The organism is Pseudomonas mohnii (assembly GCF_900105115.1).
Classification (GTDB): Bacteria; Pseudomonadota; Gammaproteobacteria; order Pseudomonadales; family Pseudomonadaceae; genus Aquipseudomonas; species Aquipseudomonas mohnii.
On record NZ_FNRV01000001.1, the window covers coordinates 4,416,731 to 4,435,713 of the forward strand.

Below are 18,983 nucleotides of genomic sequence, written 5' to 3' on the forward strand. Positions count from 1 at the left end.
GTAGGAGCGAGCCAGCTCGCGATGGAGAGTCAGCCACATCGGGGCCAACTGACTTTCCATCGCGAGCAGGCTCGCTCCTACAAGGTTTTGAGCCAGGTTTAAAAACTGGCTCCATTTCTATCAGCCTTCGAGCTTGCTTTTCAGCAATTCGTTCACTTGTTGCGGGTTGGCCTTGCCTTTGGAGGCTTTCATGGCCTGGCCGACGAAGAAGCCGAACATCTTGCCGCGCTTGGCTTCGTCTGCCGCACGGTACTGCTCGACTTGCTCGGCGTTGGCCGCGAGCATTTCGTCCAGCACCGCCGAGATGGCGCCGGTGTCGGTCACTTGCTTCAGGCCGCGCTTGTCGATGATCTCGTCCGCGCTGCCTTCGCCGTTGGCCATGGCTTCAAACACAACCTTGGCGATTTTGCCCGAGATGGTGTTGTCCTTGATCCGCAACAGCATGCCGCCCAGTTGCTCGGCGGAAACCGGCGACGCTTCGATGTCCAGGCCTTGTTTGTTGAGCAGGCTGCCCAACTCGACCATCACCCAGTTCGCTGCCAGTTTGGCGTCGCCGCTGATGCTGGCGACTTGCTCGAAGTAGTCCGCCTGCTCGCGGCTGGTGGCCAGCACGTTGGCGTCGTACACCGACAGACCGAACTGCTCCTGGAAGCGCTCGCGTTTCTGTGGTGGCAATTCCGGCAGGGTGGCGCGCACGTCATCGAGGAACGCGTTTTCAATCACGACGGGCAGCAGGTCCGGATCGGGGAAGTAACGGTAGTCGTTGGCTTCCTCTTTGCTGCGCATTGGACGGGTTTCGTCCTTGTTCGGATCGTACAGGCGGGTTTGCTGGATCACCTTGCCGCCGTCTTCGATCAGTTCGATCTGACGCTGGATTTCGCTGTTGATCGCCTTCTCGATGAAGCGGAACGAGTTGACGTTCTTGATCTCGCAGCGGGTACCGAACTCGGCCTGGCCTTTCGGACGGATCGACACGTTGCAGTCGCAACGCAGCGAACCCTCGGCCATGTTGCCGTCGCAGATGCCCAGGTAACGCACCAGTGCGTGGATCGCCTTGACGTAGGCCACGGCTTCCTTGGCGCTGCGCATGTCCGGCTCGGAAACGATCTCCAGCAACGGTGTGCCGGCACGGTTCAGGTCGATGCCGGTGGCACCGTTGAACTCCTCGTGCAGGCTCTTGCCGGCGTCTTCTTCCAGGTGCGCGCGGGTGATGCCGACACGTTTGACCGTGCCGTCTTCCAGGGCGATGTCCAGGTGGCCCTTGCCGACGATCGGCAATTCCATCTGGCTGATCTGGTAGCCCTTGGGCAGGTCCGGGTAGAAGTAGTTCTTGCGGGCGAACACGTTGTGCTGGCCGATCTCGGCGTCAATCGCCAGACCGAACATCACCGCCATGCGCACCGCTTCCTGGTTCAGCACCGGCAGTACGCCGGGCATGCCCAGGTCGATCAGGCTGGCCTGGGTGTTCGGCTCGGAGCCGAACGTGGTGGAACTACCGGAAAAGATTTTCGACCGGGTGGTGAGCTGGGTATGAATCTCCAGCCCGATCACGACTTCCCATTGCATGTGTGTCTCCTCAGAAGCCTTTGCTGGGGATTTTGAAACGTCGCGAGCGAAGGTAAGGCAAGGCGAAAACTGGCGAGTAAGCGGAGTTGACTTTAGTCAATGAGCATTACGAGCCAGTTTTCAACGCAGCATTACCGAGCGCAGCAGTTTCAAAACCCCTGCGGGGTGCGGGTGTGCCAATCAGTGTTTAACTGATACTGGTGGGCAACGTTCAACAGGCGACCTTCCTGGAAGTACGGAGCGAGCAATTGCACGCCGACCGGCAAGCCATCGACAAAACCGGCAGGCATGGACAAGCCCGGCAGGCCAGCGAGGTTGGCGGTGATGGTGTAGACGTCTTCCAGGTACGCAGCGACCGGGTCGCTGTTCTTGGCGCCGAGCTTCCAGGCCGGGTTCGGCGTGGTTGGGCCGAGGATGATGTCGACCTCGTTGAAGGCCGCCATGAAGTCGTTCTTGATCAAGCGACGGATCTTCTGCGCCTTCAGGTAGTAGGCATCGTAGTAACCGGCCGACAGTGCGTAGGCGCCAACCATGATCCGGCGCTGCACTTCCGGACCGAAGCCTTCGCCGCGGGAGCGTTTGTACAGGTCTATCAGGTTGACCGGGTTTTCGCAGCGGTAGCCGAAGCGCACGCCGTCGAAACGCGACAGGTTGGAAGAGGCTTCCGCCGGGGCGATCACGTAGTACGCAGGGATCGCGTGCTGCATGTTCGGCAGGCTGATTTCCTTGATCACGGCGCCGAGCTTTTCCAGCTCCTTGACGCTGTTGTGGATCAGATCGGCGATGCGCGGGTCGAGACCGGCGCTGAAATACTCTTTAGGCACGCCAATGCGCAGGCCTTGCAGCGAGCCGTTGAGGCTGGCGCTGTAGTCCGGCACGGGCTCGTCGATGCTGGTGGAGTCGTTCGGATCGAAGCCGGCCATACCCTGCAACAAAATGGCGCAGTCTTCGGCCGTGCGCGCCAACGGGCCACCCTGATCGAGGCTCGAGGCGTAGGCGATCATGCCCCAGCGCGAAACGCGACCGTACGTCGGTTTCAGACCGGTAAGGTTGGTCAATGCGGCGGGCTGACGAATGGACCCGCCCGTGTCGGTGCCGGTGGCTGCCGGCAACAGACGAGCGGCAACGGCCGCGGCCGAACCGCCGGACGAACCGCCAGGCACGTATTCCAGGTTCCACGGGTTTTTCACGGCGCCGTAGTAACTCGATTCGTTGGCCGAACCCATGGCGAATTCGTCCATGTTGGTCTTGCCCAGGGTCACGGCCCCGGCGGCGGCCAGCTTGGCGACGACGGTGGCGTCGTACGGTGCTTTAAAGTTGTCGAGCATCTTCGAGCCGCAGCTGGTGCGGATACCCTGGGTGCAGAACAGGTCTTTGTGGGCGATCGGCGCGCCGAGCAGGGCGCCGCTCTCACCGTTGGCCCGGCGGGCGTCAGCGGCTTTCGCCTGCGTGAGCGCCAGGTCCTCGGTGAGGCTGATGAAACTGTTGAGCTGTGGATCGAGCTGGGCGATACGCGCCAGCAGGACTTTGGTCAGCTCTTCGGAGGAAAACTTTTTATCGGCGAGTCCGCGGGCGATCTCGGCCAGAGTCAATTGATGCATTGCAGGCTCTTTCCCTTTAGTCGATGACTTTCGGAACCAGGTACAGGCCGTTTTCGACCGCTGGTGCGATGGACTGGTAAGCCTCGCGATGATTGGTCTCGGTCACGACGTCTGCACGCAGGCGCTGGCTGGCTTCCAGTGGGTGGGCGAGCGGTTCGATACCGTCGGTATTGACCGCCTGCATTTCGTCGACCAGCCCGAGAATGCTGTTGAGGGCTGAAGTGATATGTGGAAGATCGGCTTCATTGAGGCCCAGACAGGCCAGATGAGCGATTTTTTCCACGTCGGAGCGTTCAAGCGCCATTGGGATTCTCCAGTGGAAAACAGAACGGACGGCGTCCGTGTGTTAGATTGTCGGAACACTACCGCACTTCTACGGTCATAAGGCCGCGATTGTGGGGCTTGGTGCACAGAAAAGCGGCCAATTTAACATATTGGCGCCTTGCCCAAAATCCCTGTCGTTGTTAGAGTTTGCCGCACTTTTTTACCCACGCGTTGCCTAGGGTCCCTTTCCCATGTTCAAGAAACTGCGTGGCATGTTTTCCAGCGATCTTTCCATTGACCTGGGCACTGCCAACACCCTTATTTACGTGCGCGAGCGCGGTATCGTCCTGAATGAGCCCTCCGTTGTGGCTATTCGGACACACGGTAACCAGAAAAGTGTCGTTGCTGTCGGCACCGAAGCGAAGCGCATGTTGGGCCGTACGCCGGGCAACATTGCTGCCATTCGTCCGATGAAAGACGGCGTGATCGCCGACTTCAGCGTCTGCGAAAAGATGCTGCAGTACTTCATCAACAAGGTTCACGAAAACAGCTTCCTGCAGCCCAGCCCTCGTGTTTTGATCTGCGTTCCGTGCAAATCCACCCAGGTTGAGCGTCGTGCCATCCGTGAATCGGCCCTCGGTGCCGGTGCCCGTGAAGTGTTCCTGATCGAAGAGCCAATGGCCGCTGCGATCGGTGCTGGCCTGCCGGTTGAAGAAGCTCGCGGCTCGATGGTCGTGGATATCGGTGGTGGTACCACTGAAATCGCCCTGATCTCCCTGAACGGTGTGGTGTATGCAGAATCCGTGCGTGTGGGCGGCGACCGCTTCGACGAAGCGATCATCACTTACGTGCGTCGCAACTACGGCAGCCTGATCGGCGAGTCGACGGCCGAGCGCATCAAGCAGGAAATCGGTACGGCCTACCCGGGCGGCGAAGTGCGTGAAGTCGACGTGCGTGGCCGTAACCTGGCCGAAGGCGTTCCGCGTGCATTTACCCTGAACTCCAACGAAGTGCTGGAAGCTCTGCAAGAGTCCCTGGCAACCATCGTTCAGGCCGTGAAGAGCGCGCTGGAGCAATCGCCTCCGGAACTGGCTTCCGACATCGCCGAGCGTGGCCTGGTCCTGACCGGTGGTGGCGCCTTGCTGCGTGACCTCGACAAGTTGCTGGCCCAGGAAACCGGTCTGCCGGTGATCGTCGCCGAAGACCCGCTGACCTGCGTTGCTCGCGGCGGTGGCCGTGCCCTGGAAATGATGGATAAACACACCATGGACCTGCTCTCCAGCGAATAAGTCGCCGGATTGCCTCTATGCTGTTGAGCGCGCAGGCGGCACTTTGCAGTGCTGCCTGTTCGCGTTTATCTTCTGTCGTCTGCATCCAGGCCGGTTTGATGCCGTATGAGTAAAGAGAACAATTGCCTGGGAGGAGCGGCTTATTAAACCGCTTTTCTCCAAAGGTCCCTCACTGGGCGTGCGCGTGTTGGTGCTGGTCGTGCTTTCGATCGCGCTGATGGTGGTCGATGCCCGCTTCACACTGCTCAAGCCAGTGCGTAGCCAAATGTCGCTGGTGCTGATGCAGTCCTACTGGATCACCGACCTGCCGCAGCGGCTATGGCAAGGTGTGGCCAGCCAGTTCGGCAGCCGGACCGAGCTCGTCGCCGAAAACGAAAAGCTCAAGACCGAGAACCTGTTGTTGCAGGGGCGCATGCAAAAGCTTGCCGCGCTGACCGAGCAGAACGTTCGGCTGCGCGAGTTGCTCAACTCTTCGGCGCTGGTGAACGAGAAGGTCGAAGTGGCCGAGCTGATCGGCATGGACCCCAATCCCTTTACCCATCGCATCATCATCAACAAAGGTGAGCGCGACGGCGTGGTCCTCGGTCAGCCGGTGCTCGATGCCCGGGGTTTGATGGGGCAGGTGGTCGAGTTGATGCCGTACACCTCCCGCGTCCTGTTGCTGACCGATTCCACCCACAGCATTCCGGTGCAGGTAAACCGCAACGGTCTGCGGGCGATCGCCAGTGGCACCGGCAATCCGGAGCGCCTGGAACTGCGTCATGTGGCCGATACCGCTGACATCAAGGAAGGTGATCTGCTGGTCAGCTCCGGCCTTGGCCAACGCTTCCCGGCGGGTTACCCGGTGGCGACGGTCAAGGAAGTGATTCACGACTCCGGTCAGCCATTCGCCATTGTTCGCGCCGTGCCGACGGCTGCGCTGAACCGCAGCCGATACCTGCTGCTGGTGTTCAGCGACACCCGTACCCCTGAAGAACGTGCCAACGACGCTGCCCAGGCGCAGGAATCACTGGATGCGCAGGGTGGTGGACCGATCATTCCGGCGACCGTGCCCAAGCCGGCCATCGTTCCGACTCCGGCTCCGGCTGCCCCGGTGGCCCCGGCAGTGCCTGCTACCGTACCGGCGGCCACAACCCCGGCCAAACCAGGCGTTAAACATCCCAAGCCGTCCACGACCACAGCTGCGCCAGCCAAACCGCCGGCGGCACAACCCGCCGTAGTCAAACCTGTTGCCAAACCGCCTGTCTCCGCGCCGGCTACCACTGGGGGACGAGAATAATGGCTGGTGTCAAAGCCTCCCGAAACGGCTGGATCGTCTGGCTGACCTTCGCCATTGGCATGCTGCTCAGCGTTTCGCCGCTGCCGCAGTTCATGGAAATCCTTCGTCCTCTATGGCTGGCCTTGTTGCTGGCGTTCTGGGCATTGACCCTGCCGCAGAAGGTCGGGATGGTCACCGCGTGGTGCCTGGGCCTGACCGAGGATGTGCTGTATGGCACGTTGCTGGGGCAAAATGCCTTGATCCTGACGTTGATCACCTACCTGGTGCTGGCGTTGCAACAACGCTTGCGGATGTTCCCGATGTGGCAACAAAGCCTGGTGATCCTGGTGATCTTCGGCCTCGCGCAGTTGGTCCAGTTGTGGCTCAGCGCCCTGACCGGCAATCGCCAGCCGACGCTGGCGCTGGTGTTGCCGGCACTGGTCAGTGCCTTGCTCTGGCCATGGATCAGCTTCGGTTTGCGCGGATTGCGCCGACGTTACAAAATCAACTGATTCGGTCAGGCATTTGCCCACACCATGACAAGGGAGATGTCTTGATGAAACCGCTGTACCTCGCCTCTGGCTCGCCGCGTCGGCGTGAACTGCTCACGCAGATTGGCGTTCCGTTTTCCGCCATCAGTGCGGACATCGATGAAACCCCATTGCCCCAGGAGTCCCCGGCAGCCTATGTCGAGCGTCTGGCGCGCGGCAAGGCTGCGGCCGGGCGCGATGTCGTGGGGGCCGGCGCTCCGTTTTGCGTGCTGGGAGCCGATACCGCCGTGGTGCTCGACGGGAAAATTCTCGGCAAGCCGGTTGATGAAGCTGACGCTTGCGCCATGCTGAAGATGTTGTCCGGGTGTGAGCATGAAGTCCTGACGGCGATCGCTGTACTTGAAGGTGAGCGTTGTGAGTCGCGGGTGGTGCGTAGCGTGGTGCGTTTTCGCCCGATAAGCAGCGATGAGGCAACGACCTACTGGGCCAGCGGCGAGCCGAGGGACAAGGCGGGTGGTTATGGAATACAAGGACTGGGTGCGGTGTTTGTCGCCGGGCTCAATGGAAGTTACTCGGCGGTGGTTGGCTTGCCGCTGTGCGAAACCGCAGAACTGCTCGGCCATTTCGGCATACCCTGTTGGCAAAACCATAATGCGCGTTAAGCGTTGTACTGACCAGATGTGGCCATTACCGTGAACATGCCTGAACGAGACCCTGCCATGAGTGAAGAGATCCTGATCAACATCACGCCGATGGAATCGCGCGTGGCGGTGGTTGAAAACGGTGTCCTGCAAGAGGTCCATGTCGAACGTACGCAAAAGCGCGGCATCGTTGGCAACATCTATAAAGGCAAGGTCGTACGGGTGTTGCCTGGCATGCAGGCCGCTTTCGTCGATATCGGCCTGGATCGCGCCGCGTTCATTCATGCTTCGGAAATTTCCCTGCGCGAAGGCCCGGCGGTCGAGAGCATCAGTGCCCTGGTTCATGAAGGCCAGAGCCTGGTGGTGCAAGTCACCAAGGACCCGATCGGCTCCAAAGGTGCACGATTGACCACCCAGCTGTCGATCCCTTCGCGTTATCTGGTCTACATGCCGCGTACGGCTCATGTCGGTATTTCGCTGAAAATCGAAGATGAAGCCGAGCGTGAGCGTCTCAAGCAGGTGGTCTCCGATTGCGTCGCCAAAGAAGGCATCAAGGAGGCCGGCGGTTTTATCCTGCGTACCGCGGCGGAAGGCGCGGGTGCCGATGAAATCCTCATGGACATCCGCTACCTGCGCCGGCTCTGGGATCAGATCAATGCGCAGATCAAAACCATCAGCGCACCGAGTGTGATCTACGAAGACCTTGGTTTGGCGCTGCGCACCTTGCGCGACCTGGTGAGCCCGAAGATCGAAAAAATTCGCATCGACTCCCGGGAAACCTTCCAGAAAACCACGCAGTTCGTCGCCGAACTGATGCCGGAGATCGCCGATCGTCTGGAACATTACCCCGGCGAACGACCGATTTTCGACCTGTACGGCGTCGAAGACGAAATCCAGAAAGCCCTGGAGCGTAAAGTCCCGCTGAAGTCGGGCGGCTATCTGGTGGTCGACCCGGCGGAAGCCATGAGCACCATCGACGTCAACACCGGGGCGTTCGTCGGTCATCGCAACCTGGAAGAAACCATCTTCAAGACCAACCTGGAAGCCGCGACTGCGATTGCTCGACAGCTGCGCCTGCGTAACCTGGGCGGGATCATCATCATCGATTTCATCGACATGGAAGATGAAGAACACCAGCGTCAGGTGCTGCGCACGCTCGAGAAGCAATTGGAGCGCGACCACGCCAAGACCAACATCATCGGTATCACCGAGTTGGGCCTGGTGCAGATGACCCGTAAACGCACTCGCGAAAGCCTCGAGCAGGTTCTGTGCGAGCCGTGCAGCAGTTGCCAGGGCCGCGGCAAATTGAAGACCCCGGAAACCGTCTGCTACGAAATCTTCCGCGAAATCCTCCGCGAAGCTCGCGCCTATCAGGCGGAAGGCTATCGTGTATTGGCGAACCAGAAAGTTGTCGATCGTCTGCTCGATGAGGAATCGGGCAATGTCGCCGAGCTTGAAGGGTTTATCGGCCGCACGATTCGTTTCCAGGTGGAAACCATGTATTCCCAGGAACAATACGACGTGGTGTTGCTCTGAATCGCTACGTTTTGACTTTTCCTGAACGGCTGGCCTCAGCTTTTTGCAAAACATTTGCCATGGGAGCCAACTGACATGGACCGTCTGACACGCATTTTGGCCGCACTGACCCGCTGGGGTCTGGGCCTGTGCGCGTTGGCTTTGGTACTGATGGCGTTGTACGTCAGCCTTGGCCGTGAGCTGACGCCACTGGTGGCGGAGTATCGCGGCGAAGTCGAGACCCGGGGCCGCGACGCTTTGGGCATGCCGCTGCAGATTGGCGAGCTGAAAGGCAATTGGAGCGGCTTCGCGCCTATTCTTTCGGCTCACGATGTGACGGTCGGCGAGGGTGCCAACGCCCTGCACCTGGAAAAGGTGCGGGCGGTGCCGGACCTCTGGGCCAGTCTGCTGGCGCGTGAAATACGTATTGCCCACCTGGAACTCAATGGCCTGAAGATCAGCCTCAAGCAAGGCAATGACGGTGAGTGGGCGCTGGAAGGTCTGCCGGTCAGGAACGATCAGCCCCTCGACCCGGAGCAGTTACTCAATAGCCTGCAAATGGTCCAGCAGTTGTCGGTACTCGACAGTCAGATCACGTTGCAGCCGTGGGGGGAATCTCCCCTTAGCCTGACTTACGTCGGTTTGAATCTGAAAACCGGTGCTTACCGCCAGCGGCTCGATGTCCGCTTGACCCTGCCCGATGGTCAGCCGATGGCAATGAGCCTGCGTACCCGCATTCAGGCCAGCCGATGGAAGGAGGGTGAAGCGGACGTTTACTTGAGTCTGCCGCAAAGCGACTGGTCTAAATGGCTGCCCGAAAGTGTTTCCCAGCAATGGAATTTCTCGGAGATCAAAGGCGGTGGCGAGCTGTGGGCGACCTGGGGCCAAGGCGTCTTGCAAAGTGCCGCCGTCCGGTTGAACGCGCCTCAAATCAAAGGGGCCTATGCCGAGCGCAAGCCGGTCCAGATCAATAATCTGGCGCTCAACGGCTATTTTCAACGCAGCACCGAAGGCATGTTAGTCACCCTGGACTCTCTGGCCATGAACCTCGACGAGACTCGCTGGGAATCACGCTTGCAGCTCAAGCAGCTGGCGGCCACCGATAAGGCAGAAGAGGCTTGGCACCTGCAGGCCGACCGCCTCGAGCTCACTCCGCTCACGCCGTTGCTCAATGCCCTGGCGCCATTACCTGAAGGTTTTGCCACGACGGTCGAGCGGCTCAAGGTCATCGGCGGCCTGCGCAACGTTCTGATCGACGTGCGGCCCAATGCCACCGACGACAGCAAGTTCAGCTTTGCCGCCAATCTTGATCGGGTCGGCTTCGACGCCTACCACGGCGCTCCGGCGGCACGGAATGTCAGCGGCAGTATCAGCGGAGACCTTGGCCACGGCGAGCTGCGCATGGACAGCAAGGATTTCATGCTGCACCTGGACCCGATTTTCGCCAAACCGTGGCAATACATCCAGGCCAATGCCCGGTTGACCTGGAAACTCGATAAAGAAGGCTTCACCCTGATCGCGCCGTACCTGAAGGTATTGGGCGAGGAAGGCAAGATTGCCGGTGACTTCCTGATCCGACTGCATTTCGACCACAACCAGGAAGACTACATGGACCTGCGGGTCGGCCTGGTGGACGGGGACGGTCGCTATACCGCCAAGTACTTGCCGGCGGTCCTGAGCCCGGCACTCGACGAATGGCTGCGTACGGCGATTCTCAAAGGTGCAGTCGATCAAGGTTTCTTCCAGTACCAGGGCTCGCTGAACCACGGTGCCGAAGATGCCGCCCGCAGCATCAGCCTGTTTTTCAAAGTGCACGATGCCGAGTTGGCGTTCCAGCCCGGCTGGCCGCATGTCAGCAAGGTCACGGGGGACGTGTTCGTCGAGGACAGCGGCGTGCGGATTCTGGCCAGCAAGGGGCAGTTGCTCGACACCCAGGTCAGCGATATTTACGTCAGCATTCCTCACGTTCCGGAAGGACAGAGCACTCATCTGTTGCTTGACGGCGGTTTTGCCGGCGGCTTGGGTGACGGCCTGAAAATTCTCAAGGAAGCGCCGATCGGCACTGCCGAAACTTTCGCCGGTTGGGAAGGTGAGGGCGACCTGCAAGGCAAGCTCAAGCTGGATATCCCGCTGGTCAAAGGCGAGCAGCCGAAGATCGTGGTCGACTTCAAAACGGCAAAGGCTCGACTGAAATTGCCCGAGCCCCCCCTTGAGTTGACTCAGCTCAAAGGTGATTTTCGTTTCGATAGCAGCAAAGGGTTGAGCGGCCAGAACATCACGGCACGAGCGTTCGACAAACCGGTAAGCGCACAGATATTTGCCGATGGTCGTGAAGGCAAGCTCAATACCCGTGTCACAGCCTCGGGGCAGGTCGAAGTCAAGAAACTCGCGAACTGGCTCAGCGTCTCCCAGTCGCTGCCGGCGAGCGGCGTGATCCTGTATCAATTGCAACTGACCCTCAATGGCGGTGATAGCCAGTTGATGGTCAACTCCAATCTAAAAGGTGTCGCCATCGATTTGCCGGCACCCTTCGGCATGCCCGCCGAAACCGGGCGCGATACGACGTTCCGCATGACGTTGCAGGGAGCGGAACGACGCTATTGGGTGAATTACGGCGAATTGGCGAACTTCACCTTCGCCGCGCCTCCCGGAAATTTTGCCGAGGGTCGCGGTGAATTGTTCCTGGGTAATGGCAATGCCATGCTGCCCGCTGCCAAAGGCCTGCGGGTGCGCGGCGTGCTATCGCAGCTGGATGTCGGCCCCTGGCAGGACCTGGTGAACAAGTACGCCGGGCAAGACCCGGGCGGTAGTGCAAAACAGTTGCTCAGCAGTGCCGATTTCAAGGTCGGCAAGCTCAGCGCACTGGGTACAACCCTGGATCAGGCATCGGTGCAGTTGACGCGAAAACCGGCCGCCTGGGCTTTGCAGCTCGACAGTCAGCAAGTCAAGGGCGCCGCCAGTATTCCCGATGCGAAAGCCTCGCCAATGGTCATCAATCTGCAATACGTGCGATTGCCGGCGCCTGATCCGAAGGTTCTTGCCGACGAAAACTCGCCGGACCCGCTGGCCACCGTGGATCCGACGAAAATCCCGGCGCTGGATATCACGATCAACCAGCTTTTCCAGGGCAATGATCTGGTCGGTGCGTGGTCGCTCAAGGTTCGTCCTACGGCCAAGGGGATCGCCCTCAACTCACTGGATATGGGCCTCAAAGGCATCCTGTTGCAAGGCAGCGGTGGCTGGGAAGGTGCGCCAGGTTCCAGCACAAGTTGGTACAAGGGGCGGATCAGCGGCAAGAATCTGGCGGATGTGCTCAAGGGATGGGGCTTCGCACCGAGCGTGACCAGCCAGGAGTTCCATATGGATGTCGATGGTCGCTGGCCCGGTTCACCGGCCTGGCTGGCCAGCAAGCGTTTCTCCGGGACCCTCGACGCTTCAATGAGGGAGGGGCAGTTTGTGGAAGTCGAAGGCGGTGCCCAGGCGTTGCGAGTATTCGGCCTGCTCAACTTCAACTCCATCGGCCGGCGATTGCGCCTGGACTTCTCCGACCTGTTCGGCAAAGGTTTGAGCTATGACCGGGTCAAGGGGCTGCTGGTGGCGACCAATGGCGTCTATGTGACCCGTGAGCCCATCCAGATGACCGGCCCGTCGAGTAATGTTGAGCTCAACGGCACCCTGAACCTGGTGGGCGATCAGATCGACGCCAAGCTGATGGTGACGTTGCCGGTGACCAACAACCTGCCAATTGCCGCCCTGATCGTGGGCGCGCCTGCCGTCGGCGGTGCTCTGTTCCTGATCGACAAGCTGATCGGTGACCGCGTGGCCCGTTTTGCCAGTGTGAAGTACACCGTCAAGGGGCCATGGAAAGAACCGAAAATCACCTACGACAAGCCTTTTTGACGCTCTTTTTCAGAACGCACACTCCAGGCCTATGGAGTAGCATGGACGTCTATCCATTCAGGAGCGCGCCATGTCTGTAGCGGTGATTCAAATGGTCAGCCAGAGCGATGTGCTGGCCAACCTGGCCCAGGCCCGTCAATTGCTCGAGCAGGCAGCAGCCGGTGGTGCGGCGCTTGCGGTGCTGCCGGAAAACTTCGCGGCCATGGGCCGGCGCGACATTGCCGACATTGGCCGCGCCGAGGCACTGGGCGAAGGTCCGATCCTGCCCTGGTTGAAACAGACCGCTCGCGACCTCAAGTTATGGATTGTGGCCGGCACCTTGCCGCTGCCGCCGGTGGACCAGCCGGCAGCCAAGGTGCACGCCTGCTCGTTGCTGGTCGATGACCGGGGTGAGACGGTGGCGCGTTACGACAAGCTGCATTTGTTCGACGTGGACGTGGCAGACAATCGCGGTCGTTATCGCGAATCCGATGACTATGCTTATGGCAGTGGTGTCGTGGTCGCGGACACACCGGTAGGGCGAGTCGGCCTGACGGTCTGTTATGACCTGCGATTCCCGGAGCTGTACAGCGAATTGCGTGCTGCCGGCGCGGAGCTGATTACCGCGCCATCGGCCTTTACTGCCGTGACCGGTGCGGCGCATTGGGACGTGTTGATTCGCGCGCGGGCCATTGAAACCCAGTGTTATGTGCTCGCGGCCGCCCAGGGTGGGACGCATCCGGGGCCGCGAGAAACCTGGGGACATGCCGCCATCATCGACCCATGGGGGCGCGTGCTGGCGCAACAGGACCAAGGCGAGGCCGTGCTGCTGGCCGAGATAGACAGCAGCGAACAGGCGTCCATCCGGGCGCGGATGCCGGTGTCCAGTCACCGGCGCTTTTTCTCGCAGGGCGCCCAGCGGCCTGCATCAGAACGACGAATTTAAGGCATAAAGCATATGAGCGAGTTGTTGTCCTCAGTCAGTGATCACCTCCTGGCGCCTGGCGGCGTAACGATCGAGAGCCTGCAGGGTGTGCTCGGCGATCTGGCTGGCCCGGGAATCGATGCCGCCGACCTGTATTTTCAGGGGCAGATCTCCGAGTCCTGGGCGCTGGAAGACGGCATCGTCAAGGAAGGCAGCTTCAACCTTGACCAGGGCGTGGGCGTGCGGGCGCAATCGGGTGAAAAAACCGGTTTTGCCTACAGCAACGCCATCACTCTGGAAGCCCTGGGCGCGGCAGCCCGTGCCGCCCGCTCGATCTCTCGGGCCGGGCAAAGCGGCACCGTGCAGGCGTTCACCACTCAGGATGTCGCGCAGTTATATGGGGCAGACAATCCTCTGGAAGTGCTGACCCGTGCCGAGAAAGTCGATCTGCTCAAACGCATCGATGCCGCGACTCGCGCGCTCGATCCGCGCATCCAGCAAGTCACCGTCAGCATGGCGGGTGTCTGGGAACGGATTCTGGTGGCCTCCACCGACGGCGGGCTGGCGGCGGATGTGCGACCTCTGGTGCGTTTCAATGTCAGCGTGATCGTCGAGCAGAACGGCCGTCGTGAGCGCGGCGGTCATGGCGGTGGCGGTCGCACCGATTACCGTTATTTTCTCGCCGAAGATCGCGCCATGGGCTATGCCCGCGAAGCGCTGAGACAGGCGCTGGTCAACCTGGAGGCCATTCCGGCGCCGGCCGGTACGTTGCCGGTGGTGCTTGGCTCCGGTTGGTCGGGTGTGTTGCTGCACGAAGCGGTCGGCCATGGTCTGGAGGGCGATTTCAACCGTAAGGGCAGTTCAGCCTACAGCGGACGCATGGGCGAGATGGTTGCGTCCAAGCTTTGCACCATCGTCGATGACGGCACCCTGGCGGGGCGTCGTGGCTCCTTGAGCGTTGACGACGAAGGTACGCCGACCGAGTGCACGACGCTGATCGAAAACGGCGTACTCAAAGGCTACATGCAGGACAAACTCAACGCGCGCCTGATGGGCGTGGCCCGTACGGGTAACGGCCGTCGCGAATCCTACGCGCACCTGCCAATGCCGCGCATGACCAACACCTACATGCTCGCCGGTGAAAGCGATCCGGCCGAAATCATCGCTTCGGTGAAGCGCGGTATCTATTGCGCCAACCTCGGCGGCGGCCAGGTGGACATCACCAGTGGCAAGTTCGTGTTCTCCACCAGCGAGGCGTATCTGATCGAAGACGGCAAGATCACCGCTCCGGTCAAGGGCGCGACCCTGATCGGCAACGGGCCTGAAGCCATGAGCAAGGTGTCGATGGTCGGCAACGATCTGTCGCTCGATAGTGGTGTGGGGACGTGTGGCAAGGATGGGCAGTCGGTGCCGGTGGGTGTCGGCCAGCCAACGCTGAAGATTGATGCGATCACCGTGGGTGGCACGGGCGCGTAAGGCGTGGAGCTGCGGGTGAGCCGCCAGGCGACTCACCCGATCAGAGTCTCAGCGCAGACCGCGTTGAGTCTCGTCCAGCTCACGGATGTACTTGAAGATTTTACGGCTCGATGCCGGTGGCTTGTTGGTCGCCAGCTCGTGCTGGGCCTGACGGATCAGGGAGCGCAATTGCTGGCGATCAGCCTCCGGGTAGTCGATGACGAACTTTTCCAGGACTGCATCGTCGCCGGCGATCAGGCGATCACGCCAGCGCTCCAGGTTATGGAAGCGTTCGTTGTATTGGCGAGTGGAGGCATCGAGTTGATCGAGCAAGACCAGAATGGCGTCAGTGTCCTGATCGCGCATCAGTTTGCCGATGAACTGGAGGTGCCGTTTACGCGCGATGTTCGCCGTGTGCTTGGGCGCATCGGCCAAGGCCCGGCGCAAAGCGTCGGTCAAGGGCAGTTTTGCCAGCAAGTCAGGCTTGAGTGTCGTAAGGCGTTCGCCAAGGTCAACCAGAGCATGCAGCTCGCGTTTGACCTGGGATTTGCTTTTTTCTCCCGTATCGAGGGAGTCGTCGTAAGAATCAACCATGGTGGCCGTCCGCAAAGAAACGCCGCCATGATAACCAGTCGGGGGCCGCTTGTCCGGCCCGGTCGCTCGATGACCTATTCCGAAAGCAGAATTTGAGTGGAGAACAGCATGAGTGCAGTTGAAAGCGTCGGCCCACAAGCGTTGCCGGCACTGCAAGAACAAGTCGAGCAGATCATCGCTGAAGCCAGGCGCCAGGGGGCCAGTGCCTGTGAAGTGGCGGTGTCCCTGGAGCAGGGCCTGTCGACCACGGTGCGCCAGCGCGAAGTCGAAACCGTCGAATTCAATCGTGATCAGGGATTCGGTATCACCTTGTACGTTGGTCAGCGCAAGGGTTCGGCCAGCACCTCGGCCAGCGGTCCAGAGGCGATTCGTGAGACCGTAGCCGCCGCCTTGGCCATTGCCAAACACACCTCGGAAGACGAAGCGTCGGGCCTGGCGGATGCTGCTCTGATGGCGCGTGACGTTCAGGATTTCGACCTGTTCCACCCATGGGATATCACGCCGGAGCAGGCAATCGAGCAGGCGCTGACCTGTGAAGCGGCCGCATTTGCTGCCGACAGCCGGATCAAGAATGCCGATGGCACTACGCTGAGTACCCATCAAGGCTGCCGTGTCTATGGCAACAGCCACGGTTTTATCGGCGGTTATGCATCGACCCGGCACAGCCTGAGCTGCGTGATGATCGCCGAGGCCGATGGTCAGATGCAGCGCGATTATTGGTATGACGTGAATCGCCAGGGCAATTTGCTGGCTGATCCGGTGAGCATTGGCCAGCGTGCCGCACAACGGGCGGCAAGCCGTCTCGGCGCGCGTCCGGTGCCAACCTGCGAAGTGCCAGTGCTGTTTTCCGCCGAGTTGGCCGGTGGTTTGTTCGGCAGCTTCCTGTCGGCGATTTCCGGCGGCAGCCTGTACCGCAAGTCATCGTTCCTTGAAGGCACCCTGGGTCAGAAGCTGTTTCCTGAATGGCTGACCATCGATGAGCGTCCGCACTTGATGCGTGCCTTGGGCAGCGCGGCCTTCGATGGCGATGGTCTGGCGACTTACGCGAAGCCGTTCGTTGAAAAGGGCGAGCTGGTGTCCTACATCCTCGGTACTTACTCCGGTCGCAAGCTCGGCATGCCGAGCACCGCGAATGCCGGAGGCGTGCATAACCTGTTCGTCACCCATGGTGATGAAGATCAGGCGGCCTTGCTGCGTCGCATGGGGCGTGGCCTGCTGGTGACCGAATTGATGGGGCAGGGCCTGAACATGGTCACGGGCGACTACTCCCGTGGCGCGGCGGGTTATTGGGTCGAGAACGGTGAAATCCAGTTCGCGGTCCAGGAAGTGACCATTGCCGGCAACATGCGTGACATGTTCAAGCAGATCGTTGCCGTGGGTAATGACTTGGAACTGCGCAGCAATATCCGTACGGGATCGGTACTGATCGAGCGGATGACGGTGGCAGGCAGCTAAACTCCCCTGTTACAAAAAAGGCGCACCACCTGATGGGGGGTGCGCCTTTTTTTGTGGGCTATCGAGCGGGTTTGGCCTCGATACGCGTTTACTCGCCTTCGTCGAAATAGCGGTTGATCAGGTCTTTCAACGCATCCAGCGCCTTTTGCGCGTCTTCGCCTTCGGTGTTGATGTAGATTTTGGTGCCCTTGCCAGCCGCGAGCATCATCATTGCCATGATGCTTTTGCCGTCGACCGTAGATTCTGGAGTGCGTCCGACTCTGATCGTGCAGTCCTTGAATTCACCGGCGACTCCGACGAATTTTGCAGAAGCACGGGCGTGCAGGCCCAGCTTGTTGATGATTTCGATTTCCAGAGCAGGCATCGCGGTGTGAATCCTTTAGCTGAGGTCGCGGTGGCGAACCTGGACGTTCTTCAGGGATTGTTGCAGCGTCTTGCCCAAGCGTTCGGTTAGGTAGACGGAGCGGTGATGTCCGCCCGTGCAGCCAATGGCAATGGTGACATAGGCGCGGTTGCTGGCGGCAAAGCGGGGCAGCCATTTGAGCAGATAGGTGGAGATGTCCTGGAACATCTCTTCCACGTCCGGCTGGGCTGCCAGGTACTCGGCAACCGGTTGATCAAGCCCGGACTGCGCCCGAAGCTCGGGTTTCCAGTAGGGATTGGGCAGGCAGCGCACGTCGAATACCAGGTCGGCATCCACGGGCATGCCACGCTTGAAACCAAAGGACTCCACCAGGAACGCTGTACCGGGTTCCGGCTGGTTCAGCAGGCGCAGCTTGATCGTATCCCGCAGCTGGTACAGGTTGAGGTTGGTGGTGTTGACTTTGAGATCGGCAAGGTCGGCTATGGGGCCGAGCAGGCTGGTTTCATCGTTGATCGCTTCAGCCAGCGAACGATTGGCACTGCTCAGCGGGTGACGACGACGGGTTTCCGAAAAACGCTTGAGCAAGGTTTCTTCGTCGGCATCCAGGTACAGAACGTCGCACTGGATATGCCGGCTGCGGACTTCTTCGAGCAATTCGGGGAATCGCGACAAGTGACTGGGCAGGTTGCGTGCATCAATGGACACGGCCACCAGCGGCTGTGCCAGTTCGGTGTGGATCAATGCGCGTTCGGCGAGTTCCGGCAGCAACCCGGCGGGAAGGTTGTCGATGCAGTAGTAGCCACTGTCCTCGAGTACATCAAGGGCGGTGCTTTTACCTGAGCCGGAGCGGCCACTGACGATGATCAAGCGCATGGTTACTGACCGTTTTGCTCGTCCAGGACAACCTGATACAAGGCTTCATTGCTCGGGGCGCTGCGCAGTTTTTCGCGCACTTCCTTGCGGTCGAGCATGCTGGCAATTTGGCGCAAAAGTTCCAGGTGCGCATCGGTAGCGGCTTGCGGGACCAGTAGAACGAACAACAGGTCAACCGGTGCGCCGTCGATGGCGTCGAAATCTATGGGGGCATCGAGGTGCATCAGGGCACTGATGGGTGAGGAGCAGCCCTTCAGGCGACAGTGGGGAATGGCGATGCCGTTGCCAAAACCCGTCGAGCCGAGTTTTTCACGGGCAATCAACGCCTCGAAGACATCTTGCATCTCCAGATCCGGCACTTCCCGGGCGATCAGGTTGGCAATTTGTTCGAGGGCTTTCTTTTTACTGCCGCCCGGCACGTTCACAAGGGAACGGCCGGGGGTCAGGATGCTTTCAAGTCGGATCATGGGTTGGGGGTGTTAACGACCGGTAGCGCCCTGGAGGAGGCTCTGGGTCTTTTCCTTATGCTTTTTGAGTTGTTTATCCAGCTTGTCGGTCAGTGCGTCGATCGCCGCGTACATATCGGTATGTTCCGCGTTCGCGACCACTTCATTGCCGGGAATATGCAGCGTGGCTTCGATTTTCTGCTTCAACTTTTCGACGGTCATCGTGACCTGTACGTTGGTAATCTTGTCGAAGTGCCTCTCTAACCGTTGGAGTTTTTCGCCGATGTAGGTGCGAAGAGGTTCGGTCACTTCCAGTTGGTGTCCACTGATGTTGACTTGCATACAGCTTCTCCTTCGTTGCCAGTGC

The 18,983-nt window shown here is 60.1% G+C and carries 16 protein-coding genes and 1 pseudogene; 9 read left to right on the top strand and 8 right to left on the bottom strand.

Going from position 1 to position 18,983, the window contains the following annotated elements:
- Nucleotides 1-120 precede the first annotated feature (120 nt).
- From gatB to gatC, 3 genes and pseudogenes are all read right to left on the bottom strand, one after another.
- Nucleotides 121-1,569: pseudogene (gatB, locus tag BLV61_RS20495) on the bottom strand (Asp-tRNA(Asn)/Glu-tRNA(Gln) amidotransferase subunit GatB); the annotation flags it as partial.
- Between the two features lie 146 nt (nt 1,570-1,715).
- A complete protein-coding gene (gatA, locus tag BLV61_RS20500; RefSeq protein WP_047537658.1) occupies nt 1,716-3,167 on the bottom strand; it encodes an Asp-tRNA(Asn)/Glu-tRNA(Gln) amidotransferase subunit GatA in 1,452 nt (483 codons plus the stop codon).
- 16 nt (nt 3,168-3,183) lie between these two features.
- On the bottom strand, nt 3,184-3,471 hold the full coding sequence (gatC, locus tag BLV61_RS20505) for an Asp-tRNA(Asn)/Glu-tRNA(Gln) amidotransferase subunit GatC (protein WP_047537661.1): 288 nt from the start codon (nt 3,469-3,471) through the stop codon (nt 3,184-3,186).
- A 211-nt stretch (nt 3,472-3,682) separates the two neighbouring features.
- Here gatC and mreB point away from each other — a divergent pair, with 211 nt between their 5' ends.
- The 8 genes from mreB (at nt 3,683) to tldD (ending at nt 14,905) form a co-directional block, all read left to right on the top strand.
- Nucleotides 3,683-4,720 carry a rod shape-determining protein MreB gene (mreB, locus tag BLV61_RS20510; protein ID WP_002555108.1) on the top strand — a complete coding sequence of 346 codons (1,038 nt, stop codon included), beginning with the start codon at nt 3,683-3,685 and terminating at the stop codon, nt 4,718-4,720.
- Nucleotides 4,721-4,862: 142 nt separating this feature from the next.
- A complete protein-coding gene (mreC, locus tag BLV61_RS20515) occupies nt 4,863-5,999 on the top strand; it encodes a rod shape-determining protein MreC (protein WP_090467158.1) in 1,137 nt (378 codons plus the stop codon).
- Nucleotides 5,999-6,490 (top strand): rod shape-determining protein MreD, encoded by a 492-nt coding sequence (gene mreD, locus BLV61_RS20520; RefSeq protein WP_047537684.1) that lies wholly within the window; start codon nt 5,999-6,001, stop codon nt 6,488-6,490. Before mreC ends, mreD begins: the two co-directional genes overlap by 1 nt.
- 44 nt (nt 6,491-6,534) lie before the next feature.
- Nucleotides 6,535-7,131: a Maf family protein gene (locus BLV61_RS20525; RefSeq protein ID WP_090467160.1), complete on the top strand. Its 597-nt coding sequence runs from the start codon at nt 6,535-6,537 to the stop codon at nt 7,129-7,131.
- Between the two features lie 57 nt (nt 7,132-7,188).
- The gene (gene rng / locus BLV61_RS20530) at nt 7,189-8,646 is read left to right on the top strand and encodes a ribonuclease G (protein WP_047537689.1); all 1,458 of its coding nucleotides are present in this window, start codon (nt 7,189-7,191) and stop codon (nt 8,644-8,646) included.
- A 75-nt stretch (nt 8,647-8,721) separates the two neighbouring features.
- On the top strand, nt 8,722-12,525 hold the full coding sequence (locus tag BLV61_RS20535) for a YhdP family protein (RefSeq protein WP_090467163.1): 3,804 nt from the start codon (nt 8,722-8,724) through the stop codon (nt 12,523-12,525).
- Between the two features lie 70 nt (nt 12,526-12,595).
- Entirely contained in the window at nt 12,596-13,450 is an 855-nt protein-coding gene (locus BLV61_RS20540; protein ID WP_047537695.1) for a carbon-nitrogen hydrolase family protein, read from the top strand.
- 12 nt (nt 13,451-13,462) lie between these two features.
- The gene (gene tldD / locus BLV61_RS20545; protein ID WP_047537698.1) at nt 13,463-14,905 is read left to right on the top strand and encodes a metalloprotease TldD; all 1,443 of its coding nucleotides are present in this window, start codon (nt 13,463-13,465) and stop codon (nt 14,903-14,905) included.
- A 48-nt stretch (nt 14,906-14,953) separates the two neighbouring features.
- On the opposite strand, the gene yjgA is transcribed toward tldD, so the two are convergent.
- Complete coding sequence (yjgA, locus tag BLV61_RS20550; protein ID WP_047537701.1) at nt 14,954-15,478, bottom strand: ribosome biogenesis factor YjgA; 525 nt, start codon at nt 15,476-15,478, stop codon at nt 14,954-14,956.
- A 108-nt stretch (nt 15,479-15,586) separates the two neighbouring features.
- Between yjgA and pmbA the strand changes: the two genes are divergently transcribed.
- Entirely contained in the window at nt 15,587-16,933 is a 1,347-nt protein-coding gene (pmbA, locus tag BLV61_RS20555; protein WP_047537704.1) for a metalloprotease PmbA, read from the top strand.
- Between the two features lie 88 nt (nt 16,934-17,021).
- Here the strand turns inward: pmbA and BLV61_RS20560 are convergent, their stop codons facing one another.
- The 4 genes from BLV61_RS20560 to hpf are packed head-to-tail and all read right to left on the bottom strand — an operon-like array spanning nt 17,022 to nt 18,958.
- The gene (locus tag BLV61_RS20560; protein ID WP_047537707.1) at nt 17,022-17,297 is read right to left on the bottom strand and encodes an HPr family phosphocarrier protein; all 276 of its coding nucleotides are present in this window, start codon (nt 17,295-17,297) and stop codon (nt 17,022-17,024) included.
- A 15-nt stretch (nt 17,298-17,312) separates the two neighbouring features.
- A complete protein-coding gene (gene rapZ / locus BLV61_RS20565) occupies nt 17,313-18,170 on the bottom strand; it encodes an RNase adapter RapZ (RefSeq protein ID WP_047537710.1) in 858 nt (285 codons plus the stop codon).
- Nucleotides 18,171-18,172: 2 nt separating this feature from the next.
- Entirely contained in the window at nt 18,173-18,637 is a 465-nt protein-coding gene (gene ptsN / locus BLV61_RS20570; RefSeq protein ID WP_047537713.1) for a PTS IIA-like nitrogen regulatory protein PtsN, read from the bottom strand.
- A 12-nt stretch (nt 18,638-18,649) separates the two neighbouring features.
- The gene (hpf, locus tag BLV61_RS20575; protein ID WP_047537716.1) at nt 18,650-18,958 is read right to left on the bottom strand and encodes a ribosome hibernation-promoting factor, HPF/YfiA family; all 309 of its coding nucleotides are present in this window, start codon (nt 18,956-18,958) and stop codon (nt 18,650-18,652) included.
- Nucleotides 18,959-18,983: the final 25 nt, after the last annotated feature.